21 protein-coding genes are annotated in these 26314 nt (G+C 64.5%); 9 read left to right on the top strand and 12 right to left on the bottom strand.

Annotated features, from left to right (window positions below; translation table 11 throughout):
• Positions 1–65: 65 nt before the first annotated feature.
• Positions 66–857 (top strand): aldolase, encoded by a 792-nt coding sequence (locus tag GA0071312_RS06125; RefSeq protein ID WP_074443992.1) that lies wholly within the window; start codon positions 66–68, stop codon positions 855–857.
• A gap of 115 nt (positions 858–972) precedes the next feature.
• Here GA0071312_RS06125 and GA0071312_RS06120 read toward each other — a convergent pair whose 3' ends face one another.
• Together GA0071312_RS06120 and moaA are read right to left on the bottom strand one after the other, a co-directional pair.
• Positions 973–2010, bottom strand: a complete 1038-nt coding sequence (locus GA0071312_RS06120) for a cysteine synthase A (protein ID WP_074443991.1) — start codon at positions 2008–2010, stop codon at positions 973–975.
• Positions 2011–2103: 93 nt separating this feature from the next.
• The gene (gene moaA / locus GA0071312_RS06115) at positions 2104–3162 is read right to left on the bottom strand and encodes a GTP 3',8-cyclase MoaA (protein WP_074443990.1); all 1059 of its coding nucleotides are present in this window, start codon (positions 3160–3162) and stop codon (positions 2104–2106) included.
• A 339-nt stretch (positions 3163–3501) separates the two neighbouring features.
• On the opposite strand from moaA, the gene GA0071312_RS06110 reads away from it, so the two are divergent.
• Together GA0071312_RS06110 and GA0071312_RS06105 are read left to right on the top strand one after the other, a co-directional pair.
• The gene (locus GA0071312_RS06110; protein ID WP_074443989.1) at positions 3502–6576 is read left to right on the top strand and encodes a type ISP restriction/modification enzyme; all 3075 of its coding nucleotides are present in this window, start codon (positions 3502–3504) and stop codon (positions 6574–6576) included.
• Between the two features lie 516 nt (positions 6577–7092).
• Positions 7093–7548, top strand: coding sequence for an endonuclease domain-containing protein (locus tag GA0071312_RS06105; protein ID WP_238947108.1), 456 nt, complete (start codon positions 7093–7095; stop codon positions 7546–7548).
• A gap of 84 nt (positions 7549–7632) precedes the next feature.
• Here GA0071312_RS06105 and GA0071312_RS06100 read toward each other — a convergent pair whose 3' ends face one another.
• The 7 genes from GA0071312_RS06100 to GA0071312_RS06070 form a co-directional block, all read right to left on the bottom strand.
• Positions 7633–8574 carry an IS110 family RNA-guided transposase gene (locus GA0071312_RS06100; protein WP_074443674.1) on the bottom strand — a complete coding sequence of 314 codons (942 nt, stop codon included), beginning with the start codon at positions 8572–8574 and terminating at the stop codon, positions 7633–7635.
• A 271-nt stretch (positions 8575–8845) separates the two neighbouring features.
• A complete protein-coding gene (locus GA0071312_RS06095; RefSeq protein WP_074443988.1) occupies positions 8846–10228 on the bottom strand; it encodes a porin in 1383 nt (460 codons plus the stop codon).
• 776 nt (positions 10229–11004) lie between these two features.
• Positions 11005–11730 (bottom strand): acetoacetyl-CoA reductase, encoded by a 726-nt coding sequence (gene phbB / locus GA0071312_RS06090; protein ID WP_074444279.1) that lies wholly within the window; start codon positions 11728–11730, stop codon positions 11005–11007.
• A 124-nt stretch (positions 11731–11854) separates the two neighbouring features.
• Positions 11855–13033, bottom strand: coding sequence for an acetyl-CoA C-acetyltransferase (locus GA0071312_RS06085; RefSeq protein WP_074444278.1), 1179 nt, complete (start codon positions 13031–13033; stop codon positions 11855–11857).
• A 155-nt stretch (positions 13034–13188) separates the two neighbouring features.
• Entirely contained in the window at positions 13189–14166 is a 978-nt protein-coding gene (locus GA0071312_RS06080; RefSeq protein ID WP_074443987.1) for a beta-ketoacyl-ACP synthase III, read from the bottom strand.
• 12 nt (positions 14167–14178) lie between these two features.
• Positions 14179–15180, bottom strand: a complete 1002-nt coding sequence (gene plsX / locus GA0071312_RS06075) for a phosphate acyltransferase PlsX (protein ID WP_238947137.1) — start codon at positions 15178–15180, stop codon at positions 14179–14181.
• A 286-nt stretch (positions 15181–15466) separates the two neighbouring features.
• Complete coding sequence (locus GA0071312_RS06070) at positions 15467–17149, bottom strand: pilus assembly protein (RefSeq protein ID WP_074443986.1); 1683 nt, start codon at positions 17147–17149, stop codon at positions 15467–15469.
• A gap of 187 nt (positions 17150–17336) precedes the next feature.
• On the opposite strand from GA0071312_RS06070, the gene GA0071312_RS06065 reads away from it, so the two are divergent.
• Both GA0071312_RS06065 and GA0071312_RS06060 read left to right on the top strand, forming a co-directional pair.
• A complete protein-coding gene (locus GA0071312_RS06065; protein ID WP_074443985.1) occupies positions 17337–17603 on the top strand; it encodes a helix-turn-helix domain-containing protein in 267 nt (88 codons plus the stop codon).
• A 68-nt stretch (positions 17604–17671) separates the two neighbouring features.
• Positions 17672–19396 (top strand): SulP family inorganic anion transporter, encoded by a 1725-nt coding sequence (locus GA0071312_RS06060; RefSeq protein ID WP_074444276.1) that lies wholly within the window; start codon positions 17672–17674, stop codon positions 19394–19396.
• 106 nt (positions 19397–19502) lie between these two features.
• Here the strand turns inward: GA0071312_RS06060 and GA0071312_RS06055 are convergent, their stop codons facing one another.
• Entirely contained in the window at positions 19503–21077 is a 1575-nt protein-coding gene (locus tag GA0071312_RS06055) for a sensor histidine kinase (RefSeq protein WP_074443984.1), read from the bottom strand.
• An 87-nt stretch (positions 21078–21164) separates the two neighbouring features.
• On the opposite strand from GA0071312_RS06055, the gene GA0071312_RS06050 reads away from it, so the two are divergent.
• The 4 genes from GA0071312_RS06050 to GA0071312_RS06035 all read left to right on the top strand — a co-directional run bounded on the left by GA0071312_RS06050 (position 21165) and on the right by GA0071312_RS06035 (position 24105).
• Positions 21165–21755, top strand: a complete 591-nt coding sequence (locus tag GA0071312_RS06050; protein WP_074443983.1) for a thermonuclease family protein — start codon at positions 21165–21167, stop codon at positions 21753–21755.
• A gap of 271 nt (positions 21756–22026) precedes the next feature.
• Positions 22027–22635, top strand: a complete 609-nt coding sequence (locus GA0071312_RS06045; protein ID WP_074444275.1) for a glutathione S-transferase family protein — start codon at positions 22027–22029, stop codon at positions 22633–22635.
• Between the two features lie 13 nt (positions 22636–22648).
• Complete coding sequence (locus tag GA0071312_RS06040) at positions 22649–23317, top strand: uracil-DNA glycosylase family protein (protein WP_083204341.1); 669 nt, start codon at positions 22649–22651, stop codon at positions 23315–23317.
• Complete coding sequence (locus GA0071312_RS06035) at positions 23314–24105, top strand: enoyl-CoA hydratase-related protein (protein WP_074443982.1); 792 nt, start codon at positions 23314–23316, stop codon at positions 24103–24105. The genes GA0071312_RS06040 and GA0071312_RS06035 overlap by 4 nt, the downstream gene beginning before the upstream one ends.
• Before the next feature lie 426 nt (positions 24106–24531).
• Here GA0071312_RS06035 and GA0071312_RS06030 read toward each other — a convergent pair whose 3' ends face one another.
• Both GA0071312_RS06030 and GA0071312_RS06025 read right to left on the bottom strand, forming a co-directional pair.
• Positions 24532–25422, bottom strand: a complete 891-nt coding sequence (locus GA0071312_RS06030; RefSeq protein ID WP_074443981.1) for a LysR family transcriptional regulator — start codon at positions 25420–25422, stop codon at positions 24532–24534.
• 147 nt (positions 25423–25569) lie between these two features.
• Positions 25570–26094: a CIA30 family protein gene (locus tag GA0071312_RS06025; RefSeq protein WP_074443980.1), complete on the bottom strand. Its 525-nt coding sequence runs from the start codon at positions 26092–26094 to the stop codon at positions 25570–25572.
• Between the last annotated feature and the right edge of the window lie 220 nt (positions 26095–26314).

Raw genomic sequence — 26314 nt, 5'->3', positions numbered from 1 at the left:
CGAAGTTCAAGCGTCGCGCCGGTCAGGCCGGTGCGCGCCCGGCACGATCCCGACGGAGGACGATCATGGCTCATGAATTCAGGGCGAAGGGCACGAGCCCCGCCATCCTGCGCAACAGCGCCATCGACGAGGAGGCGCTCCAGGAAGCGCGGATCGATCTCGCCGCCTGTTTTCGCATGGCCGCCCGGCTTGGCATGAGCGAGGGCATCTGCAACCATTTCTCGGCCATCGTGCCGGGGCGCGACGATCTCTTCATCGTTAACCCTTATGGCCTCTCCTTCTCCGAGGTCACCGCGTCGAGCCTGCTGGTCTGCGATTATGACGGCAATGTCATTTCCGGCGAGGGCCAGCCGGAAGCGACGGCCTTCTACATCCATGGGCGCCTGCACATGCGCCTGCCGCGTGCGCGCGTCGCCTTCCACACGCATATGCCCCATGCGACGGCGCTTTCCATGGTGGAGGGCGATCCGCTGGTCTGGGCCGGCCAGACGGCCTTGAAATTCTATGGCCGCACCGCCATCGACCGCGACTATAACGGGCTCGCCCTCGACGAGGCCGAGGGCGACCGCATCGCCGGCGCCATGGGAGATGCCGATATCGTCTTCATGAAGAACCACGGCGTCATGGTCATCGGCCCCTCGATCGCCGAGGCCTGGGACGATCTGTATTATCTTGAGCGCGCCTGCGAGGTCCAGGTCCTCGCCATGAGCACCGGCCGCAAGCTCACCCCGGTCGAACCCGATATCGCGCAAAAGACCTACGACCAGATGCGCGAGGGCGATTCCGGGAGCGCCCGCCTGCATCTGGAAAGCATCAAGCGCAATCTGATGCGCGAGGAACCGGAATTCGCGGATTGAGCCCAGGCTGCAAGCCGGGAGGCGGGCTTCATGCAGGGGGATCACCTCTCTGCCCGTGCAGAGGGTGATCCGGCGCGGCCTTGATGGCGGCGATCGCGCATGGCGTGTCGTCTGATCAGACGAGCCCCGGATCGATCGCCGTCTCGCGCTCCAGCCATTCCGGCACGGGCAGGCCCTTCTCGCGCAGGAAGGCGGGGTTGTAGAGCTTGGACTGGTAGCGCGTGCCGTAATCGCAGAGAATGGTCACGATGGTCTTGCCCGGGCCGAGTTCGCGGGCGAGGCGAATGGCGCCGGCGATGTTGACCCCGGTCGAGCCGCCCATGCACAGCCCCTCCTCGCGCAGCAGATCGAACACGATCGGCAGGGCTTCCTCGTCGGCGATCTGCCAGGCGTGATCGACGGGCGCGCCCTCCAGATTGGCGGTGATGCGGCCCTGGCCGATCCCCTCGCTGATCGAGGAGCCGGAGGATTTCAGCTCGCCGGTCGTATAGAATGAATAGAGCGCTGCGCCCATCGGATCGGCGAGCCCGATGCGGATATTCGCGTCGCGCTCCTTCAGGGCCATGCCGACGCCGGCCAGCGTGCCGCCGCTGCCCACGGCGCAGATGAAACCGTCGACCTTGCCCTCGGTCTGGTCGAAGACCTCCGGGCCGGTGGTCTCGTAATGGCCCTGGCGGTTGGCGGTATTGTCGAACTGGTTGGCCCAGATCGCACCATTCGGCTCGCTCGCGGCCAGCCGCTCTGCGAGGCGCCCGGAGACCTTCACGTAATTGTTGGGATTGGCGTAGGGGACGGCGGGGACCTCGACGAGCTCGGCCCCGGCCAGGCGCAGCATGTCCTTCTTTTCCTGGCTCTGCGTTTCCGGGATCACGATCACGGTGCGATAGCCCAGCGCATTGCCCACGAGCGAGAGCCCGATCCCGGTATTGCCCGCCGTACCCTCGACGATGACGCCGCCGGGGCGCAGCGCGCCGCGGCGTTCCGCGTCGCGGATGATGGCGAGCGCCGCGCGGTCCTTGACCGATTGCCCCGGATTCATGAACTCGGCCTTGCCCAGAATGGTGCAGCCGGTGAGCTCCGAGGCTTTCTTCAGGCGGATCAGCGGCGTGTTGCCGATCGCTTCGATGATGCCGTTCTTGATATGCGCGGCCATGGCGCTTCCTCTCGCAAACACGTGTCCGGACGTGTTTTATCGCAATTCACGAAAATTGCGAGAGGAAACAGCGCACTTTCATCTGTGACCGGCTCAGCCGCCGGTCACACTCATGTGACGGCTGACCGCCGGGTTCCCCTTGTCGCCGTGCCTGGCTCGCTCGATGACGAAATCATGGCCCTTGGGCTTGCGCGCGATGGCGTTCTGGATCGCCCGCGCGACGGGCTCGTCGCTCTCTGATGCCCGCAGCGGCTCGCGCAGATCGGCGGCGTCTTCCTGGCCGAGGCACATATAGAGCGTGCCGGTGCAGGTAAGGCGCACGCGGTTGCAGCTCTCGCAGAAATTATGCGTCAGCGGCGTGATGAAGCCGAGCCGCCCGCCCGTCTCCTCGATCCGGACATAGCGGGCCGGGCCGCCGGTGCGGTCGGGCAGATCGGTGAGGGTGTAGCGGTCGAGCAGCGAGGCGCGCACCTGCCTGAGGGAGAGGAACTGGTCGGAGCGGTCTTCGTCGATCTCGCCCAGCGGCATCACCTCGATCAGGGTGAGATCCATGCCGCGCCCATGCGCCCATTCGATCATGGGGACGATCTCGTCCTCGTTGAAATCCTTGAGCGCCACCGCATTGATCTTGACCTTGAGCCCCGCCGCCTGCGCGGCGTCGATCCCCTGCATGACCTTGCCGAGATCGCCCCAGCGGGTGATGTGACGGAACTTGTCGGGGTTCATCGTGTCCATCGACACGTTGATGCGCTTGACGCCGCAATCGGCGAGATGCTGCGCGTGGCGGGCGAGCTGCGAGCCGTTGGTGGTCACCGTCAGCTCTTCGAGCGCCCCGCTCTCGAGATGGCGCGTCATGCCCTCGAAGAAGCGCATGATGTTGCGCCGCACGAGCGGCTCACCGCCAGTGATGCGCAGCTTCTTCACGCCCTGACCGACGAAGACGGAACAGAGCCGGTCGAGCTCTTCCAGCGTCAACAGGTCGCGCTTGGGCAGGAAGGTCATGTCCTCTGACATGCAATAGACGCAGCGGAAATCGCAGCGATCCGTCACCGAGACGCGCAGATAGCTGATGGTGCGACCGAACGGATCGATCAGCGGGGCTCCCGCATCGGCGGGCAATGTGCGGGTGAAATCAATCTCCGACGAGGCCATGCGCCCTCTCTCCCTCCAGAATTCGCCGCGTTTCGCGGTCTTGTCCAAGCGCTTGCGCGCGCCTGATGATGGTTGCGTATCGCTACTAAACGGATGATAGGCCGGATGGCGCGCTCTGCCAACCCGCCCGTTCGCCTGACCTTGCCTTTGGCGCCATCCGGCAATGTGGCCGCTCGGGCCATGGCTGGCAAGCCGGACATTCGCCGATGCGCGGCGCTGCACCCGGCGGCGGCTTCTGCTCATGGGGGGGCCTTGCGATTTTGTTTCCCAAAAATTGTATTTATAATAAAAAGAGCCCAAATGATTGCATGATTCGGCGCCCCCAGAAACGGGTTCTCCATGAGCCAGATGCTGATCCAGAACTATCTCGCCGAGCTCGACCGGCTGCGGCGGTTCTCCGGGGCGAATTCCGAGCAGATCATCCGCGAGGCTTTCAAGGACCTGCTCAAGGGCTATGCCCGGGCGCAGCACCTGATCTTCGTTCCCGAGCTCGAATACGAGACCGGGATGAAGCGCAAGGTCTATCCCGATGGCAGCATCCTGCACGAATTGCGCGTCGCGCACGGGTTCTGGGAGGCCAAGGATACCGGTGACGATCTCGATACCGAGATCGCACGCAAGTTCCGGAACGGCTATCCGCAATCCAACATCATCTTCGAGAATTCCGAGACGGCGGTGCTGATCCAGGACCGGCAGGAGGTAATGCGCTGCGCCATGCGCGATGTCGATGCGCTGGCCACCCTGCTGGAGCGCTTCTTCGCCTGGGAGCGGCCCGAGATCGCGGAGTTCCGCGCTGCCGTGGCGCAGTTCAAGCGCGATCTCCCCGCCGTGCTCGACGCCTTGCGCGAGAAGATCAACGCGGCCTATGCGGCCAACGCGCCCTTTGCCACGGCTGCGGCGGCGTTCCTGCAGCAGGCGCGCGAGACCATCAATCCCAGCGTGTCGGAGGCCGATATCAAGGAAATGCTGATCCAGCATATCCTCACCGAAGAGATTTTCGGCCATGTCTTCAACGAGGGCGATTTCCACCGCGAGAACAACATCGCGAAAGCGCTCTACGATCTCGAGGGCAAGTTCTTCACCGGTGCGGTGAAGCGCGACACCCTGCGCGCGCTGGAGCCCTATTACGCCGCCATCCGCGCCAATGCGGCGCAGATCACCGGGCACCACGAGAAGCAATCCTTCCTCAAGGCGATCTACGAGAATTTCTACAAGGTCTACAATCCCAAGGCCGCCGACAGGCTCGGCGTGGTCTATACGCCCAACGAGATCGTGCGCTTCATGATCGAGGGGGCGGACTGGCTCTGCCGCGAGCATTTCGGCCGCGCGTTGATCGACGAGGGCGTCGAGATCCTCGATCCGGCGACGGGAACCGGCACCTTCATCTGCGAGATGCTGGAGCATTTTCGCGGGCAACCGGAAAAGCTGATCCGCAAATACAAGCAGGAACTCCACGCCAACGAGGTGGCGATCCTGCCCTATTACGTGGCCAATCTGAATATCGAGGCGACCTGCTACGGCATTACCGGGCAATGGGCGGAATTCCCCAATCTCTGCTTCGTCGACACCCTCGACAACACCGCCGCGCTCACCGCCCGCAAGGGCCAGCAGCACGATCTCTTCGGCGGCATGTCGCAGGAAAACGTGGCGCGCATCAAACGCCAGAACGAACGCAAGATCTCGGTGGTGATCGGCAATCCGCCTTACAATGCCTGGCAGGAGAGCTTCAACCTGCGCAACCCGAACCGGCCCTATCGCATCATCGACGAATCGTTGCGCGAGACCTATGTGCGGCGCGGCAGCGCGCAGAACAAGAACGCGCTCTACGACATGTATGTGCGCTTCTACCGCTGGGCCTCCGACCGGCTGGCCGAGGACGGGATCGTCGCCTTCGTCACCAACCGCAATTTCATTGCGAAAGCCGCTTTCGACGGGTTCCGCAAGAGCGTGGCGGAGGAATTCGCCGAGATCTACGTGGTCGATCTCGGCGGCGATGTGCGCGAAAATCCCAAGCTCTCGGGCACGAAACACAACGTCTTCGGCATCCAGACCGGCGTCGCCATCGCCTTCCTCGTCAAACACCCCCGCCGCCAGCAATGCCGCGTCCACTACGCCGCCCGCCCGGAATACGACACGGCGGAGGACAAGCTGGCGTGGCTACAGGAGACGCGCGCGCACGCGGTGAACTATCGCCGGATCGAGCCGGATGAACGCGGCAATTGGCTCAATCAGACGAACAATGACTGGGATGCGCTGCTGCCGCTCTGCTCAAAGGAGGGCAAGGCGGCAAAGGCGGGGCGCGAGGAGACGCTGTTTCATTTGTTTTCGCGCGGTTTGGGAACATATCGCGACGAATGGGTCTACGATTTCAGTCGGGAGACGCTAAAAGAAAAAGTGCGGTATCTGATCGATACCTATGAGGCCACGCGGAAGGATCCAGACTTTCCGCAGCGTAATACGATCAAGTGGGATGCGGAACTTGATCGGTATCGACAAAATAATATCCCGAAGAAATTCTCGCCCGAGGCAATACGATATGCTTCGTATCGCCCATTCATACGTTTAAATCTTTACTTCGATTCACATTTTAATGGCAGAACGTATCAGTTCCCATCGATCTTCCCGCCGCAAGCTTCCAATACGCTAATCGCTTTCAGTGATACGGGATTTCGATCAGATTATTGCGTGCTTGCTTCCGATGCGACCGTTGATCTTCATTTTGGAGCAGCCGTTGATGCGTATCAGGCTGTGCCCCGCTACCGCTACACCCACGACGGCACACGGATCGACAACATCACCGATTGGGGTCTCGCTCAATTCATCGCGCATTACGGCAAGAAGCCCGGCGGGCGAGAATTGTCGAAGGATGCGATCTTTGCCTATGTCTATGGCGTTTTGCATGATCCGGTCTATCGCGCGACCTATGCGCAGAACCTCAAGCGCGATTTTCCGCGTATCCCCTTCCAGAAGGATTTCTGGCTCTGGGCGGATTGGGGGCGGCGGCTGCTTGATCTGCATATCGGGTACGCCGAGCAGGATCCGTGGCTGGTCAAGCGCAGCGACGTGCCGGACGAGAGGGCCCGCGCGGCGGGCGTCGCGCCCAAACCCATTCTCAAGGCCGAGCCGGAGGATGGGGTGATCCGGATCGATACCGAGACGACGCTCTCCGATATCCCCCGCGAGGCCTTCGATTACAAACTCGGCAACCGCTCGGGCCTCGCCTGGATCCTCGACCAGTACAAGGAAAAGACCCCGCGCGACCCCACCATCCGCGAGAAATTCAACACCTACCGCTTCGCCGATTACAAGGAACACGTCATCGACCTGATCACCCGCGTCACCCGCGTCTCGGTGGAGACGGTGGCGATCACGCGCGCAATGGAAGCCGCGAGTTCGGTAAAACGGGAGGGATGAGCCGCGTGGCTGATGCAGGCCGCGCTCCCCTCTCCCCCCGTGGAGAGGGGTTGGGGGTGAGGGGCGCTGATGACGCGTGGCGTGCTCTCCGGCAAGGGCCCGCCGCCGCCCCTCACCCCTGTCCCCTCTCCGCAAGGGAGAGGGGAACGCCGGCAGCGATCGCGGCGCAAAAATCGTCAGCCGTTTTGCTGATACAGGGCGCAGCTCCCCTCTCCCGCCGTGGAGAGGGGTTGGGGGTGAGGGGCGTTGATGACGCGTGGTGCGCCATCCGGCAAGGGCCCGCCGCCACCCTCACCCCTGTCCCCTCTCCGCAAGGGAGAGGGGAACGCCGGCAGCGATCGCGGCGCGAAAATCACCAGCCGCGTGGCTGATGCAGGCCGCTCTCCCCTCTCCCCCCGTGGAGAGGGGTTGGGGGTGAGGGGCGCTGATGACGCGTGGCGTGCTCTCCGGCAAGGGCCCGCCGCCGCCCCTCACCCCTGTCCCCTCTCCGCAAGGGAGAGGGGAACGCCGGCATTGATGGCGGTGCAAGGAATGGGAGACGGGGACGGCATGTCAGAGCGGAAATCGGAGGCCATGCGCCGGCAAGCAGCAAAAGCCGATTTCTCGCAACAGTTGCGGCATCGCGCACGGGCCATGCGCAAGCAGCCAACAGAAGCGGAACGGAAGCTCTGGTGGCACTTGCGCCGGCGGATTGTGCTTCATGGAACCTATTTCCGCCGACAGGTACCTCTGGGACGCTATATCGTGGATTTCTGCTGCCTCAAGGCAAGGCTCGTGGTCGAGGTTGATGGCGGGCAGCATACGCAGGATTCCATCGCGCGCTACGATGCGGCGCGCACGCATGAACTGGAGGGGCAGGGCTTTACCGTGCTGCGCTTCAGCAATACACAAGTACTTCAAGAGATTGATACCGTCATCGAGACGATTTACGCGCATCTTGCCGCGGGATGCCCGCGAAACCTGCCGCGTTAACCTGTGCGCATGCCGAAGCGCACCCTCCATGAAGGCCGCACCAGAACTTCCCTCTCCCCCCGTGGAGAGCGACTGTCTTTCGGGTCAAGCGTTTTGTTTTTGCCATGGCGTTTTGTCCCGGATGATGGCGTTGAGCATTGTGAGGAGCTTTCGGGCTGTGGCGACGATGGCGACGATCTTTGGTTTGCCTTGTGCGACGAGCCTGTTTCGGAATTCCCGGAGCACGGGGTTGTGGCGCGCGGCGACGAGGGCTCCCATGAACAGGGCGCTTCGCACGTTCGCGCGCCCGCCTCCGATGAAGCTCTTGCCGCGCCAGCGTCCGGATTGCCGGGTCCATGGGGCGAGGCCGACCAGGGAGGCGACGGCGCGGCGGTCGAGGGTTCCCAGTTCGGGCAGTTCGGCGATGAGGGTCCGCGCGATGGTGGGGCCGACGCCGGGCACGGAGCGCAGCAGGTTCTCCTTCTCGCGCCAGAGCGCAGAGTTGCGTATGCCGGTATCGATGTCGCCATTGACGCTGTCGATCTCGCGGCCGAGCGCCTTCAGCAGGCGGTCGATGCTCTTTTGCATGCGTGGCGGCGCGTTTGCGCGCCGCTGGTTCTCTGCCTTGATCATGGCGAGGATCTGGCGCCTGCGGGCGACGAGATCTGCCAGCAGGCGGGTCTCTTCGTCCTTGACAGGCCGGATCTCCGGCTGTGTCGCCGCGACGAAACGTGCGATCACGGCGGCATCGATGGCATCGGTCTTGGCGCGTTTGCCGAGCGCATTGGCAAAGGCGCGCACCTGCGCCGGATTGACCACGACGACGGGCAATCCGGCCACGGCCAGGCTGGCCACGACGACATTCTCGAAGCCACCGGTGGCTTCGATCCCGATGATCTGCGGCGTCAGGGCACGCAGCCGTTCGACCAGCGCGGCGATGCCTTCGGTATCGCGCGGCACGTCGAACCATTCGTCACGCCCATGCACATGCACATCGAGACGATCTTTCGAGACGTCGATACCGACGAAGAGGGCAGTGGCTTCCATTGTTCCCCATCCTTGCACAAACGGGCTCATATGGCGGCCCAAGCGACTGTTCGGGTTCAATGGAACGGCGAGCGCGGACCCAGGCTCTCCAACGGGCTCGGTATCCCTGAGGGGCATCGGTCTCACACTCGCCACCGCCTCCGGCACTGTACCAGAAACGGCGCGATTCAAGTTACAAGGGAGGCTAGGGCGTGTGCTCTGCGTCTGACCGGACCAAAAAAGAAAGCCCCGCACGAGGCGGGGCTTTCCGGTACCAATCCTTGGGAAAGGATCAGAAGGAGCGCTGCACGCGGAGCGTGGCGGTCCAACGGTCGTCCTTCTTCGTCGAGGCAACCGTGTCACCAACAACGTTAGTGAAAACGCGGTTCTTCGCAGCCGTTTCGACGTAGTTGACGTCACCAGAAACGGTGAGACCGGCCACAGGGGTCCAGTCCACGCGCGTACCGAGCGACCAGGTCGAGAAGCTGTTCGGCATGTTGTTATACTGCGCAGCTGCTCCATTGAGCCCGCCACCAATATCAGCAGGATCAATCAGACCGTTCCGCAGCGCAGCCGGAGCCTTGTATTCACCATAAGACCCATAGAGGATCTGGGCAATCTGCGGAGTCCAGGCGTGGTTAACACTGGCGTTAAGCACCCAGCCCTCAGTCTTCTTGACCGAACCGGTATCGGTCAGATAGGCATCGCTGACCGGCAGTTCGAAGCGGCGATCCGCCTGTCCGAGGCCGAGATAGCTGTGTGCACCAACCGAGTAGGCGCCCTGAAGGGTAAAGGTCGTCGTCGGCAGAGCCTCAAAGCTCACACCAGCCGTCAACGCATAGCCATAGGTGGTGCCCGGGATCGAGCCGCCACCGGCAGCAACGGCACCGGCCGGCGCGAAGCCACTGCGGATTTCAGTCAAAGCACCGGCAAGGTGTGCCGTGAAGCCACCATCGCTGTAACGCATCGCTGCAACGAAGTCAGGCATGCCACTGGACGCGTTGTCGAAGCCATAACCCACAACATCGCCGTCGATGGTGACGCCGTCATGATCCTCAAAAATGTCCCGATCAGATTCGGCACTGATTGTCAGGCTCACCGGACCGAGATCCGCAGTGTACGCGGCAAGCGGCCCACTGTTGATCGCCATCCACTGACCACCGGCGATGATCGGAGACCCGAAGCCGCGGAAGTACGTGCCGCGCTTACCGAGCGTCAGGCCCGCAAACTCGATGAAGCCCGAGTCGAGCGAAGTGCTGCCCGTGTCAACGAAGATCTCGGCATAGCTACGAAGCGTGCCGAATTCAGTCGCCGTGCGCGCGTCCAGCTGGATCGAACCACGAGCAAACTGGTTGAACTGACTCGTATCACGACCGCCGTCGCGGTTGATGCGGGTGCTCAATGTGTCAGCATCAGCGGGAACAGTGTTGTCGTAGGTGTTCCCATCAACGCTCCAGCCAGCATCAGTCCAGCGGCTTTCGTAACGCACGAAACCGCCAACGCGCAGGCAGGTATCCGTGCCGGGGATGTAGAAGTAACCGGTGCCGAATGCCGAGCAAACCTGCACGTAATCGACCGGAGCCGCCTTGCGCACGGGCAAGTCGGCGGCAACTGCAGAACCAACCGCGACAATGCCGGCGGCGGATCCGAGGAGAAGGCTCTTGACGAGCTTCATATCTGACCTCCAAAGTTTCGAGACCCTGGGGGGCCGGGTATTGCGCCTTGAACCTCGTCGAGACCCGAAAGCTTTCCCTTTTCCCCGCTTGACCCGCCACCGGTTCCGAACTCGCGGATACGGCGATGGCGCGTCACGACCGGGGACCCCCCGTCGCGGTTTTGACTATTGCGAGACGGCGGCCCGCAGATCAAGCCCATTTCCGCCACCATGCCGCCACCTGTGTGCCTTCCGGAACCGGTGTTGCATAAGCGCCACTCCGGAGGGGGTGAAATTAGGGTCTGGGTAAGGAATGGCGCGGTTTTGCACGGCGCCGGGGGCCTGATCCGAGAATCAGCAAGCATTGACCGCGCGATTCATCGATCCGTGTAACGCATGCGGTACAACGGATTCGGCAGTCGAGTCGGCTGATTCGCGGCGATCAGGCGGCGCGGTCTTCCGTGATCGCGGGATGACGCGGTCGACGGCCCTTGATGCGCGGGCCATTGGTGCCGGGCGCGTTTGGTCGAGGCACACGGCGTAACGATAACCATCGCTGCCTTCATTCACGCAATCCCCTCCGTCGCCATGGAGGGAGTCCGGCTTTGAGAACGAGCGCGTGTTGCGCCGAGGCGTTACGTTGAGACGCTCGGCATCGGTGCGGGGCGTGCTTCGCTCCTTCAGTGCACAGAGGAGAGGCAGGGGACCGGCCTGCATGGCGGGCGGTCTCGCCCCACGGCAGAGGCCACGATGGCCGCCCCTGTCCCGAGGAGGCCGGTCCCACGCTCACCCCGGCCTCAGGCCATGTACTGGCCGCCATTGATCGACAGGGTCGAGCCGGTGATGAAGCCGGCCTCGTCGGAGGCGAGGAAGACGACGCCGCGGGCAATTTCTTCCGCCTCACCAAGACGCCCGACCGGGATCTGCGGGATGATCTTGGAATTGAGCACATCCGCCGGCACGGCCTTGACCATCTCGGTACCGATATAGCCCGGCGCAATCACGTTGACGGTGATGCCCTTGGCGGCATTTTCCTGCGCAAGCGCCTTGGCGAAGCCGATCACGCCGGCTTTCGCAGCAGAGTAATTGCTCTGGCCCATCTGGCCCTTCTGGCCGTTGACCGAGGAAATCGCGATGATTCGGCCGAAGCCGCGCGACTGCATGCCCTCGATCACCGGGCGGGTCACCGTGAACATCGAATCGAGATTGGTGCGCATCACCTGTGTCCATTGCTCGTAGGACATGCGGTGAAACATCTTGTCGCGCGTGATGCCGGCATTGTTGACGACGATGTCGATCGGGCCGAGATCGCTTTCGATCTGCTTGATCGCATCCTCGCAGGCCTGCGCATCGGAGACGTCGAACTTGTAGACCGGAATGCCGGTCGCCTCCTTGAACTTGGCGGCCGCTTCGTCATTGCCGGCATAATTCGCCGCAACGCTGTAGCCCGCTTCCTTCAGACCCTTCGAGATCGCCTCGCCGATACCGCGGGTCCCGCCCGTCACCAATGCAACACGCCCCATGATCATTTCCTCCCAGAAACAGAAACTCGAGATTGAGAAACCCGGGCATGCTCCCAACATGCCCGGAACATCGTGTCAAGCCGGGGCGGCATGACCCCGGCCAGCAGCTTGCCGGCGCTGTTTGTCAGCGCTCGAGGCACATGGCGACGCCCATGCCGCCGCCGATGCAGAGCGTCGCGAGACCCTTCTTCGCATCGCGCTTGCCCATTTCATGCAGGAGCGTGACGAGGACGCGGGCGCCCGAGGCGCCGATCGGATGGCCGATGGCGATGGCACCGCCATTGACGTTCACGATCTCGGGATCCCAGCCCATATCCTTGTTGACGGCGAGCGCCTGGGCGGCGAAGGCCTCGTTGGCCTCGACGAGATCGAGATCGCCGACCTTCCAGCCGGCTTTCTCGAGCGCCTTGCGCGAGGCCGGAATCGGGCCGGTGCCCATGATCGCGGGATCGACACCGCAGGTGGACCAGGAGGCGATGCGCGCCAGCGGCGACAGGCCACGCTTTTCGGCTTCCGCCGCCGTCATCAGCACGACGGCCGCAGCGCCGTCATTGATGCCAGACGCATTGCCGGCGGTGACGCTGCCCTCCTTCGAGAAGGCGGGACGCAGCTTCTGCATGCCTTCGAGCGTGGCGCCGGCGCGAATGTATTCGTCCTGATCGACCACGGTGTCCCCCTTGCGGGTGGAGACAGTGAAGGGGGCGATCTCGTCGCTGAACCTGCCGGCCTTCTGCGCGGCCTCCGCCTTGTTCTGCGAGGCGACGGCGAAGGCGTCCTGCTCCTCGCGGGTCAACTGCCAGCGCGCGGCGACGTTCTCGGCGGTGTTGCCCATGTGATAGCCGTGGAAGGCGTCGATCAGACCGTCCTTGAGCATCGAATCCATCATCTTCAGATCGCCCATCTTCTGGCCGGAGCGCAGATAGGCGACATGCGGGGCCTGGGACATCGATTCCTGCCCGCCCGCGACGATGATGTCGGCATCGCCGTTGGCGATCTGCTGCATGCCCAGCGCCACGGCGCGCAGGCCCGAACCGCAGAGCTGGTTGAGCCCCCAGGATGTCGCCTCCTGCGGGATGCCCGCCTTCATCGCGGCCTGGCGCGCCGGGTTCTGGCCCTGGCCGGCGGCGAGGATCTGACCGAGGATCACCTCGTTGACCTCTGCACCTTCGACCTTCGCGCGCTCCAGCGCCGCGCTGATGGCGCCCGCACCGAGCTCATGCGCCGGGACGCTCGCGAATGCGCCGTTGAACGAGCCCACCGCCGTGCGTGCGGCGGAGACGATGACGATATCCTGGCTTGCCATGATGCCTTCCATTCCCTTTTGGTCGTTTGCTCGATAGGGACCGGCGCGGATCAATCCGCGCAAGATCTGCTTGGAGCGATCAAAGCAGGCGAGGCAATGAAGTCAAGGGCGGGCGAATGCGAATATGCACAGCCGACGCTCCCGGCGCCCTGCCCTCACCAGCGAATCAGCGCACTGCCCCAGGTGAAGCCGCCGCCGATCGCCTCCAGCATGACGAGATCGCCGCGCTTGATGCGCCCGTCCTTCACCGCCACGTCGAGCGCCAGGGGGATCGAGGCGGCGGAGGTGTTGCCGTGGCGATCGACGGTGATCACCACCTTCTCGCGGGCGATGCCGAGCTTGTCGGCTGAGGCGTCGATGATGCGCTTGTTGGCCTGATGCGGCACGAACCAGTTGAGCTCTTCGGCGCTGGTCCCCGTGAGCGCGAAGGCGGCCTCGACCACGTCGGTCACCATGCCGACGGCGAAGCGGAAGACCTCGCGTCCCTCCATGCGCAGGCAGCCCGTGGTCTTGGTCGAGCCCGGCCCGCCATCGACATAGAGCTTGTCGCGATAGCGCCCGTCGGAGCGCAATTGCGTGGTCAGAACGCCGCGATCGCTGCTGGCGCCGGCGCCGTCCTGCGCCTCCAGCACCACCGCCCCGGCCCCGTCGCCGAACAGCACGCAGGTGGTGCGGTCGGACCAGTCGAGGATGCGCGAGAAGGTCTCCGCGCCGATCACCAGCGCACGCCTGTGCGCACCCGCCTTGAGGAAATTATCCGCCGTGGCGATGGCATAGACGAAACCGGTGCAGACCGCCTGCAGATCGAAGGCGGCGCCATGATGCATGCCGAGCCCGGCCTGGATCTGCGTCGCGGTGGAGGGGAAGGTGTTGTCCGGTGTCGATGTGGCACAGATGATCAGGTCGATATCATCGACACCAAGCCCTGCATCGGCGAGGGCGGCCTGCGCAGCCTTGATGCCGAGCACCGAGGTGGTCTCGTCTTCCGCCGCGATATGGCGCTGGCGGATGCCGGTGCGCTGGGCGATCCAGGCATCGGAGGTCTCGACGACGGCTTCAAGCTCGGCATTGGTCACGGCCTTGCGCGGGAGCGCGGAACCACAGCCGACGACGACGGAACGTTTGAATGTCACTGTCTCACATCCTCAGGACGCGGTGGCGATCGGGGTCTCGTCGAGCATGTCCCGGATCGTCCGCATCAATTGGTAATGCGCCATGTCATAGGCGATGTCGATGGCGGCGGCGACGCCCTTCACATCGGCCCCGCCATGGCTCTTGATCACGACGCCCTCCAGCCCGAGGAAAACACCACCATTCGCGCGGCTTGGATCCATCTTCGCCCGAAGAGCATCGAAGGCGGGTCTGGCCAGGAGATAGCCCAGCTTGGCCCGCCAGGTGCGGCCCATCGCCGAGCGCAGATATTCGCCGATCTGCTTGGCGGTGCCCTCGGCGGTCTTGAGCGCGATATTGCCGGTGAAGCCTTCCGTCACCACCACGTCGACGGTGCCCTTGCCGATATCGTCGCCCTCGACGAAGCCGCGGTAATCGAGATTGGGCAGATTGGCCTCGCGCAGGGTGCGCCCGGCTTCCTTGACCGCCTCGATCCCCTTGATCTCCTCGCGCCCGACATTGAGCAGGCCGACGCCGGGGCGCTCCATGTCGAAGACGATGCGCGCCATGGCCGCGCCCAGCACCGCGAGATTGACGTAATGGCTCGCATCCGCACCGATGCTGGCACCGACATCGAGCACGATGCTCTCGCCGCGCACGGTCGGCCAGATCGCCGCGATGGCGGGGCGCTCCACCTGCGGCATGGTCTTGAGGCAAAACATCGACATGGCCATCAGCGCGCCGGTATTGCCGGCGGAGAGGCAGGCATCGGCCTCATCGTCGCGCACGGCCTGGATGGCCCGCCACATCGAGGATTTGTAACGCCCCAGACGCAGCGCCTGGCTCGGCTTCTCGTCCATCTTGATGGAAACGTCGGTATGCGTGAACGCACTCGCCGCCTTCAGGGCGGGATGCCCATCGAGCAGGGGTTCCACCTGCGCCGCATCGCCATAGATGACGAAACGCATCTGCGGGTGACGCTGCAGCGCCATGGCGGCACCGGGAATCACGACCTCGGGCCCGTGATCGCCGCCCATCGCGTCGATGGCGATTCGCACGGGCCTGGCTTCGGCCGCGCGCTGCGCTGCCCTGCCCGCGTCACGGGCGTTTGTCGCGGTGGAATCCTGCATGAACGATCTGCAACTCGGTTTCGCCGGCGCGACAGCACATGCCTGCCGCAAGGGCGGGACCATAGCGCCATGGCGCCCCGGCGCAACCGGAATTTCGAATTTGCGGGTGTGGGGCGGGAGTGCAATCGCGCAAGCGCGGGCTCCTCCGGGAGCCCGCTGGGTGACGAAACGGAACCCCTCACCCCTCCCGCCATCACTCCGTGATGCGCAGCCGGGAGACCTGCTGGCCGATATTCATGAAGGCGTTTTCCAGGGCTGCGGTGTTGCGCGCCATGAAGAAATTCGACGGGCTCGAGGCGCAGCGGCGGAACATGTCGAGGACGGAGGCATTGCTCTCGTTGTAGACGACCGTGAAGATCTCGATCCCCTGTTGCTTCATCTGCGTACACATTTGTCCCGTCCAGTCGTTGAGCCTGCGCTCCGCCGCCCCCTGGCTGGTCGCCCCGTCGATCCGCCCGTTTGCGAGGAAGTTGTAGGAGCCGTAATCCGAGCGCGTGAATTCGTTGCGTGCACCATAGGAGACGTTGCGGCCGTCGGTCATCAGGACGAGGAATTTCTGCTGCCCGCGCTCCCCGAAAGGCGCGGCCTGCGTGTAGGGCGCTTCCGGCGAGAGCACGCGCCAGCCCCAGGCGAGGCCCTCGGCGATATTGGTCCCGGAGCCGTTCCAGAAATTCATCGCATCGATGCCCGTGCGCACCGTCGCAAAATCCGCGCTCAGCGGCACGATGGGCGTGGGACAGGCACGGTTGGGGCCGATGGTGAGCGGGCCGCCGTCATCGACGCTCATCTGTGCGGGGTCGATGTATTTCAAGGTCGCGCGCAGACGCTCCTCGTCGGTTCCCGTGACCGCGTCGTCGAGCCAGGAATTGTTGAACCGCGTGGGGCTGTTGCCGCCCCGGTTCATGCGGTCACCCGGCTCGTCCGGGGCGAAATAGGGCACGAACAGCGTATCGGGATTGGCCGGATCAGGCGGCACCGGCGTCAGATTGTAAGGCGCGGGCCGTGCTTCGACGCAGCCCTTCCATTCGGTCCCCGATTGTTCGAACAGATACATGTGATGCGGATACCGGTCGGCGGCGCGGCAGCGCTCGCGCTTGGCGATGGCCGGGGCGCCCTTGCCCTGATTCTTGCAGGCCTGCCCGCCGCCGGCGCCGTTGCCGGTGGCGTTGCTGCCGAAACCCTCGGGAAGTTCTTCGGGCCGCTCGCCGTTGCGCCGCCGCTCGCGCAGCGGATCGTCGATGAAGTTCCAGCCGTTATAGAGCGCCTGCCCGTCCATATCGATCCAGGCGGGATCGAAGCCTTCGCCCTTGATATTGACCGCAGTGACAAAGGGCACGAGGCTGATGCGGATATCCTGTTCCTCACCGCGCCCGCCTTCGACGGCATCGACGAGCGCATGCGAGGCGCGCTTGAGCGCATTGATGCCGCGCGACCCCATCGACCCGGTATTGTCGAGCACGACGGCGATTTCGAGAGCCTCCTTCGCCCTGAAGGCCGAAGATGACGCGCTCAGTTGCTCGATGCCCAGATGATGCATGAAGAACAGCCGCACATCCGCTTCGACGCGACCGTCGATCCGAACGAAATTCAGACCGCTCTCGACATCGACATCGATTTCCGTGACCGTGAAATTCCCGCCGGCAAGGTTGTTCTCCAGATATTGCCTGAAGACCGCCTCGCGCTCCATGTCCGTCTCGACGTCGCGCGCGGCCAGCAGCGCGGCCACATCGACGGATTTCTGCAGCTGCGTCTTGACGTTGAGCATATAGGCCCCGTCCACCGCAGCACCGACGAAGGCAAAGACCACCGGCAGGGACAAGGCAAACAACATCCCGACATTGCCGCCGGTCGCCATGCAGAATTTCGAGCGCACCATCGGATCCTCTCCTTCGCTGCATCTGTTGAAACACATTCGTATTGCCGTTACGTAAACTGCACATTGCGCCAGAGCGGGGCCATGCTGGTCACAGCCCGCAGAGATGATATCCGGAACATTTGGATTGATAGTTGAAATATCAGAGTTGCCGGCTTAACATGCAATTCACTCGATTGAGAAGGATACAATGATCACTTCGGCTCAAATGCGTGCCGCCCGGGCGCTGCTCGGCATCGACCAGAAGACCCTGGCCGAAATGGCCGGGCTGTCCGTGCCGACGATCCAGCGCATGGAATCGGGCGGCGGTGACGTGCGGGGCGTGGTGGACAGCCTGACGAGGGTCGTGCGGGCCCTCGAACATGCGGGGATCGAATTGATCGCAGAAGGCGCGACCAGTGCGGCGGGCGGGCGCGGCGTGCGGCTGCGGCGCCCTTCCAATCCTCCCGGAGAATGAATCGCGACGGCGACCGCCGACAGACAGCCGACGATCCCGCCGCATGCCCTTGCAAGGTGCGGCCCATCATGACCAGGACGACGACGGCAACGCGCGATGCGCCCAGCTTCGCCGAGATGTTCACCCCGAAGCTCTGGACGGTGCTGCGCGAAGGCTATGACGCGCGGCATCTTCGCGCGGATGCCGTTGCCGGCCTGACCGTCGCCATCGTGGCGCTGCCGCTGTCGATGGCCATCGCCATCGCGTCCGGGGCGAGCCCGGCTCAGGGGCTCTATACGGCCATCATCGGGGGCTTTCTGGTGTCGCTCCTCGGCGGCTCCCGGTTCCAGATCGGGGGCCCGGCCGGCGCCTTCATCATTCTCGTGGCGGGGACCGTCGCCGAACACGGCATGGACGGGCTGATCCTGGCGACCTTCCTGTCCGGGCTGATGCTGGCCGGCACGGGCTTGCTGCGGCTCGGGACCTTCATCAAGTTCATCCCGTTTCCGGTCACGGTCGGTTTCACCGCCGGGATCGCGGTCATCATTCTCGCCAGCCAGATCAGCCCGCTCCTCGGCTTGTCGCCGGATGACGAACCGGGCGAACTGGTGGCGAAGCTCGGCGCCCTGTGGGATGCGCGCGCCGACGTCACCCCGGCTGCCATCGGCTTGTCGCTCGTGACCATCGCCCTCATCCTCGGCATCCGCACGTGGCGCCCGAAATGGCCAGGCATGCTGATCGCGATCGGCGTCGTGGCCGTGGCGAGCACCCTGATCGACCTGCCGGTCGAAACCATCGGCACCCGGTTCGGCGGTATTCCCTCGTCCCTGCCGCTTCCCGCCCTGCCCGAGATCTCGCTCGCCCGGATCGTGGCGGTGCTGCCTGCGGCGATCGCCTTCACCCTGCTCGGGGCGATCGAATCGCTGCTCTCCGCCGTCGTCGCGGACGGCATGACCGGGCGCCGCCACAGATCGAATTGCGAATTGGTGGCACAGGGCGTGGCGAATCTCGGCTCGTCCCTGTTCGGCGGGTTCTGCGTCACCGGCACGATCGCGAGAACCGCCACGAATGTGCGCTCGGGCGCGCATGGGCCGGTGGCCGGCATGCTGCACGCGCTCTTTCTGCTGGCATTCATGCTGATTGCCGCCCCCGTCGCGGCCTATATTCCGCTCGCGGCCCTGGCCGGGGTGCTCGTCATCGTGGCCTGGAACATGATCGAGCGACCGGCCATTGCAGTGCTGCTGCGCTCGGGCCGGGGCGAGGCGCTCGTGCTGGCCGCGACGTTCTTCCTCACGATCTTCCGGGATCTGACCGAGGCGATCATCGTCGGCGTCGCGCTGGGCTCGGTGCTGTTCATCCAGAGAATGAGCCGCACGACGGCAATCTACCGGGATATCCCGCTGGTCGGGCGAGACGAGGCGGATACGGCGCGATCGCGGGACGCCCATGACGAGACGGTCACGGCCGATCCCGATATCGTCGTCTACCGCATTACCGGTGCGCTGTTCTTCGGGGCCACGGCCTCGATCGGTTCGGTGCTCGACCGCATCGAGGACCGTCACAAGGCACTGATCGTGGATTTTTCTGCCGTCCCGTTTCTCGATTCGACCGGCGCGCACATGATCGAAGGGCTCGCCCGCAAGGCGCGAAGCCGCAAGGTCGAACTCTGGCTCACCGGCACCAGCCGGCCCATGCGCCGGGAATTGCTGATGCACGGCCTGAAAAAGCCGCTGGTGCGTCACGCCGCGAGCGTCGATCATGCGCTTGCCAGCCTGAACCGCCGGCAAGCACTTGCGCCCCCGGCTGGCGGCTGATCACCATCGGCGCAACCCGCCGGTCATGCGCCACGAATGCGGAACCGGACGCGGCTTGCACCTCGGCCCGGGCACACCCGATGCCGGGACGCTTCGTCATGGCAATTCAGGCTGCGGCATGCGCGCCGCCGGAGCGCCGGGTGCGGCTGTTGTGCGCCGCGCCGTCTGCATCCTCGCTTTCCGCAACGTCCATCGCGGGCAGCGCGTTCATGACGCGCGAGGCCGGCAGCGTCATGATCACCTCGGTGCCTTCGCGCGGCGCCGAGGTCAGCTGGAAATGACCGCCATGCATCTCCACAAGGCCCTTCACGATCGGCAGGCCGAGTCCCGAGCCCTGCTCGGCGGTCTTGAGCGCCCAGGTGCCGCGCCCGAAGGAGGACATGATGATCGGGATCTCTTCCGCCGGAATGCCGGGGCCGTTGTCGCGGATCGAGACGTATTGCCCGCCCGAGGAGGTCCAGCCCGCCTTGATCACGATCTCGCCGCCCGGCGGGGTGAATTTCACCGCATTGGAGAGAATGTTGAGAATGATCTGGCGCATCGCGCGCTCATCCGCCCAGATGCGTGGCAGCGTCGGGTCGATCATCGCCTTGATGGTCTGCTCCTTGGCGCGGGAGCGCAGGTTCATCATGTGGCGGCAATCATCGATCATGTAGGACAGCAGCAGCGCTTCCTCGTTGAGTTCGTAGCGCCCCGCCTCGATGCGCGACAGGTCGAGGATCTCGTTGATCAGGTTGAGCAGATGCTGCCCGCTGGAATGGATATCGGCGGAATAATCCTTGTAGGTCCTGTTGCTGTGCTCGCCGAAGACCTCGTCCTTCATCACCTCCGAGAAGCCGAGAATGGCGTTGAGGGGCGTGCGCAATTCGTGGCTCATCGTGGCGAGGAAGCGGGATTTGGCCAGGTTGGCCTCCTCCGCACGCCGGCGCGCCTCGTCGGAATTGGCCTTGGCCTCCTCCAGCTCGAAGAACAGCTTGTCCTTTTCCGCCCGCGAACGCAGCGTCGCGAGCGCGCTCGAATAGAGCCGACGGGCGAGGAAGACGAAGAAGATCTGCGCGCTGATCGTCATGGCCGCCATCATCGCGGCATCGACATTGCGCACGCTCATGGCGTGCGCGAGGACCACGACGGAAAGCGGCAGCAGGCCGGCATAGACCGCTGCCGGCAGCGTCGCCGAGAGCATGGCCGTCACGGCAGAGGCCATCAGCGTGACGAACAGGACGAAACTGTCGGAGCCCGGTGCCGGCGCATTCGCCAGCGCCTGAACCAGCAGTGCCCAGGAGGCGCCCTGCAACGCTTCGCCGATGACGAAGACGCGATGCCAGTAGCCCAGCCGGGTATCGTCCTCCCCCTGGCGCAGGAGCCGGCGCGAGAGCATCACCATCAGCCCGATGGTCAGGGCGATGACGCCGAAGAGCAATCCCGCCGTTTCGAGCGGCAGCCAGAAGGAAGCGACGGCCCCGCCGGCTGCGGCGAGAACGAAGAGCGGGATGGCCGCACCGGTGCGGTATTGTGCGAAAAGCCGCAGGAATTCGAGCTCGAACGAGCGTTCCAGACCGACGGCGGAGGTCAGCCGCTCGCGTGCCGCACGCATGTTGTGCGCGGCCTTGCGACGCCGCTGTGCGTCGCCATCAAAGGGTGCGGTTTCCGGCGGTGTTGCCGTCACCGTCTCTCTGCTCATGCAAAAAACCAGTACCGTTAACGGTTTACGCAGCGATTCGCGTTATGACATTCGCCAGAATGCGCAGAATTCGTTAATGTTGGCCTCATGATCATCGACCCGCAGCAAAAAAAATCCGAACGCGCCCATGCCCTGCGGCGGCGGGCCGGCCGGCGCGCGCGCCGGCGCATGATGCGCAATCTCTCGGCGCGCGGGCGTCCGGGATCGCGGCGGCTGCTCGCGCTGATGGCGCTCGTGATCGGCGCCATGGTGATCTATCTGCTCGCCGTCGATCGTGGCAGCGAGGCCGTGCTCGGCCATGCCACCGCCCTGCGCGGCGATGTCATCGCGGTCGCGGGGACCAGCTACCGGCTGGCGGGAATCGCCGCGCCGCCACCGGAAATGTTCTGCCGCCGCGACGATCTCGATTACCGTTGCGGCGCGGCGGCCCGCGATGCCCTCGCCGCCCTGATCGACGAAGATCCGGTGCGCTGCGTGCCCGGCGATACCCGGCGCAGCGGCATCACCGTGGCGCGCTGTTTCGTCGACGGGCGCGACCTGGCCGGCGCGATGGTGCTCGCCGGCCATGCGCTGGCGGGGGAGACCTATCGCAACGAGGAGATGGAAGCCCGGGCCGAGAAGCGCGGCATGTGGTCGGGGCGATTCGAGGAGAGCATGATCCGTGCCCGGCTGAATTGACTCCGCCCTGCCTATTGCCGCAGCGGAACTGACACGCCGGCAGCCGCGTTACAGGCTTGTTACCGCAACGATGCCGGGCACGGCGTGCCGGAATTCACGGCGGTTCCGAGGACCCCTTCGAGGGTTGTACCGAGACCCTTCTTCCACTATAGGCCCGGCATGTCCGGGCCTTTTTTTATACGTCGGGCATGACCGGGTTTTTGTCCCGACATGCCCCGCAATTGACCCCATGCCGGCGCTGTGCTCCCCTTCTTTCAAACGGGGGTCAATGATGAAGCTCTATGATGGCGGTCGTGCGCCCAATCCCAGACGGGTGCGCATCTATCTGGCGGAAAAGTGTATCGAGGTGGCGACGCAGCCCGTCGATATCGGGGCGCTGGCGCAGCGCTCGCCGGAATTCACGGCGCTCAATCCGATGCAGCGCACGCCCGTGCTCGTCCTCGACGATGGCGCCGTGATCGCCGAATCGATCGCCATCTGCCGCTATTTCGAGGAACTCTTCCCCAAGCCGTCGCTCTTCGGCACCGGCGCCCTTGAGCGCGCGCAGGTGGAGATGTGGCAAAGGCGGGTGGAATTCGGTCTGCTCGACACGGTTGCGGCCGTATTCCGCCACCTGCATCCCGCCATGGCCGAGATGGAGGTGCCGCAAGTGCCGGAATGGGGGGAGGCCAACAAGCTGAAAGTGCAGAAATTCCTGGCCCTTCTGGATGAGCGGCTTGCCAGGACCGAATTCCTCGCAGGCGATTTCAGCATCGCCGACATTACCGGCCTCGTGGCGCTCGATTTCATGAAACCGGCAAAGCTGACCATTCCGGAGGAATTCACCCATGTCAGGCGCTGGCACGGCGCCCTGAAGGCGCGCCCGAGTGCCGCCGCCTGAACGGGATCGCTCCATGGCGAAGGCGCCGATGCCGGAATCCGGCGATCTCGATATGGTGATCGGGCAGTTGCGCGCCTGTCGCATCTGCCGGGATGCGCCCCGGTTCGGCCCTCCCCTGCCGCATGATCCGCGCCCGATCATACAGGCGGATGCGCGCGCACGCATCCTGATCGCGAGCCAGGCGCCGGGCAACCGCGCCCATCTCAGCGGCCTGCCCTTCCATGACCCGTCCGGCGTGCGGCTGCGTGACTGGCTCGGCCTCGACGAGGCGCAGTTCTACGATCCCGCCCGCATCGCCATCGTGCCGATGGGCCATTGCTTTCCCGGCTACGATGCCAAGGGCGGGGATCTGCCGCCGCGCCGCGAATGCGCGCCCGCCTGGCGTGAGACGGTGCTGAGCCGGCTGCCCCGGATCGCCCTGGTCCTGACCATCGGCATCCATGCCCAGCGCTACCATCTCGGCAAGTCGATGGGCGCGAGCCTGACCGAAACCGTGCGGAACTGGCGCGACTACTATCCCGGCGCCCGCGAACCGCGTATCCTGCCGCTGCCGCATCCGTCCTGGCGCAACAATGCCTGGCTGCGCAAAAACCCGTGGTTCGCAGCCGAACTTTTGCCCATCCTGCGTGAAGATGTCGCGGCGCTGATGACTGACGCCGCGCGCGCGGAGGAAAACCGATGAGCGAACCCGTGATCACCAGCACCCGCGAGGATGCCGTCGCGATCATCACCCTGAACCGCCCGGCGCGTCTCAACGCCCTCACCTCGCAGATGCACGCAGAGCTGCGCGCAGCGCTTGCCGAACACGCTGCGGACGAGCAGGTGCGCGTCGTCATGCTCACGGGCGCGGGCCGCGCCTTCTGCGCCGGCCAGGATCTCACTGCCGAATTGCCGCTCGGCCCGGACGGGCGCGCCGATCTGGAAGAGACGCTCCTGCGCGAATACAATCCCCTCGTCCTGACGCTCGCCGATTATCCCAAACTCACCATCGCCGCGCTGAACGGCCCGGCGGCGGGGGCGGCGGCGAATATCGCGCTCGCCTGCGACATCGCGATCGCGGCACAGTCGGCGAATTTGCAGCAGGCCTTCGCGAAGATCGCACTCCTGCCCGATGCGGGCGGGACCTGGATCCTGCCGCGGCTCGTGGGGCCCAGACGCGCGCTCGCCCTGATGCTCACCGCCGAGCCGGTTTCCGCCGGGGAGGCGCTGCGCATGGGGCTCGTGGCCAAGGTCTTTCCCGATGAGAGCTTTCCAGCCGATGCGCGCGCCTTCGCGCAGAGCCTCGCCGCCGGCGCGCCGCTTGCGCAGCAGGCGATGAAACAGGCCGTGCGCGAGAGCCTCGACAACGATCTGGCGAGCCAACTCAATCTCGAAGCGCGGCTGCAGGCGAAACTGGGCCGCAGTGACGATTTCGAGGAGGGTGTCACCGCCTTCAGGGAAAAGCGCAAGCCGGTCTTTACGGGGCGCTGAGCCGGCCTGCGAACCGATCACGACCCTTCAAGAAAAAAGGCCAGTTCCACGCGGGGAACTGGCCTGAAAAGTTGGTCCGGTTTCGACTGGGAGTGTCGGAAACCTTCCAGAGGGGAACGGCCGAAACGGAAAACCGCCGGGAGGAATGGCGGCTCCGTTGCCTTCAGCCACGGGTGATATGACGCGCAGCCTGCCTTTTTGCAATGCACCGGGTCGCGCAACAGATATGCACGCTGCGCATGTCTTGGTCACATTTACGCCATGAGCTGCTGCGACATGCCGGCATTGCGGGACGAAGAAATGATCTTGCGACTTTTTCGGATCCTACGCAATGATCATGCAAGCTGCCGATGCGCTCTTGCGTTCGTGCAACGGCGCTTTGCAGGAAAATCGTACACAATCCGGCCGATGTCGCAGCGTCCCCGCTCAATAGGTCCAGCGCTGCGCCTTCGAGACGAGGAAGTCGCGAAAAACCTGAACACGGGCCACGGAACGCATCTCCTCGGCGTAGACGAGGTAGGATTCCAATGCCGGCATCTCGATATCACGCAGAACCTGGACCAGCTGGTTGTTCTGATCGGTGACGTAATCGGGCAGGACGGCGATTCCCGCCCCGTTCTCCACCGCCGTCTTCAGGCCGCTGATATTGTTGATCACGCAGCGATAGGGACGCGGATTGCGCAGATCGCGCCCTGCCGTGGCGAGCCAGTGCACACCCAGCAGATAGGAGGGCTGATCGCCGCCGAAGGCGAGCAGGCGGTGATCGTCGAGCTCCTCCAGCGCCTTTGGCTCACCGAAGCGCTTGATATAGTCGGGCGAGGCGTAGACGTGGAAATGCACCGTGAAGAGCCGGCGCTGGATCAGGTCCGGCTGTGTCGGCTGACGCAGCCGGATCGCTACATCCGCCTCGCGCATGGCGAGATCGAGCTCTTCGTTGGAGAGCAGCATCTCGACGCTGATATCCGGGTAGAGATCCATGAATTCAGGGATGCGCTGGGTCAGCCAGAGCGAGCCAAGCCCCACCGTCGTGGTCACCTTCAGCGTGCCGGAGGGGCGCTCGCTGGTCTCGGAGAGCCGCGCCCGGGTGCTCTCCAGCCGCATTTTCATGTCACGGGCAGCGCGAAACAGAAGGTCACCCTGCTCTGTCAGGAGCAGGCCGCGCGCATGCCGGTGGAACAGCGGCGCGTGCAATTCCCGCTCCAGCGCGCTGATCTGGCGGCTCACGGCGGATTGACTCAGGCCGAGATCCTCACCGGCGCGCGTGAACGAGCCGGCCTCCGCCACCGTGAAGAAGATGCGGACCTTGTCCCAATCCAAAATACGTCCCCCGTCTTCGCCCCAGTCGACATCGCCTCCGGCTGCGGCAGTATCGACATGTCTTACCCGCACGCCGCAACAGCTTCGACATCCGATCTTGGCCGGGCGGCCGCGCGAGGGCAAGGGGGAAGGCGCGCAATCGCACCCTCATGCGGCATCATCAGCACAGAAGAAGACCAGCCGGGCGATGGCGAGATCAGCCTCGAAGGCGCGCCCGATGGCGACGAGTCCGATCCTGTGCAGCCGCTCCAGCCGCAACGGCGCCTCGGTGCGATGGGCGGTAAAAGCGGAAAACGGCAAGGTGACCTGCCGCCATTCAGGGCCTGCATGAAAGCGCGCGCGGAAGGATTGCCATGGCCGGTCGAGATCGCGGGTGCGCAGGTGGACATTGTAGTCCTCGCCATTGCCGCAAACCGTCAGACCAAGACCCGCCATGCCGGACGCGTCGAAAACCTCGCCATCGGGTGCGAGATCGAGGGCCATCTGCAGGAAGCCGCCGTTGTTTTCGAGGCTCACGCTGCCGCGCATGCGCCGTGCTGCGCGCCCGGCCACGGTCTCCTGCGTCAGCGTGCCGCGCGAGACACCGCCCATGACCGTATCGCCGACCAGCCGCCAGGCCCTGCCGAGGCGGCTGGTCCCGCTGTCGACGTCGTCGATGATCAGTTCGCGCATTGCCCCTCTCCCGCTCGCCGCATTGCGAAGCCGCATATCGCACCTGCGTGATGACGCACCCATGCGAAGCGGCCTGCATCTTGCTAAGCCTGCCCTCGGCGTGTTCAATCACGCAAGGTGCCGCGGGGCAATCCGGCGGCGGTATCAATCCATGAGGGGCGGCGCGGAGAAAAAAAGCCGGCGAGGTCGGGAAATCCGTGCACGGACAGGGAGCATTACC

This window comes from Saliniramus fredricksonii, assembly GCF_900094735.1.
GTDB lineage: Bacteria > Pseudomonadota > Alphaproteobacteria > Rhizobiales > Beijerinckiaceae > Saliniramus > Saliniramus fredricksonii.
The sequence above is the reverse complement of the archived record's forward strand: the minus strand, read 5'-3'. Positions and strand labels throughout refer to the sequence as shown.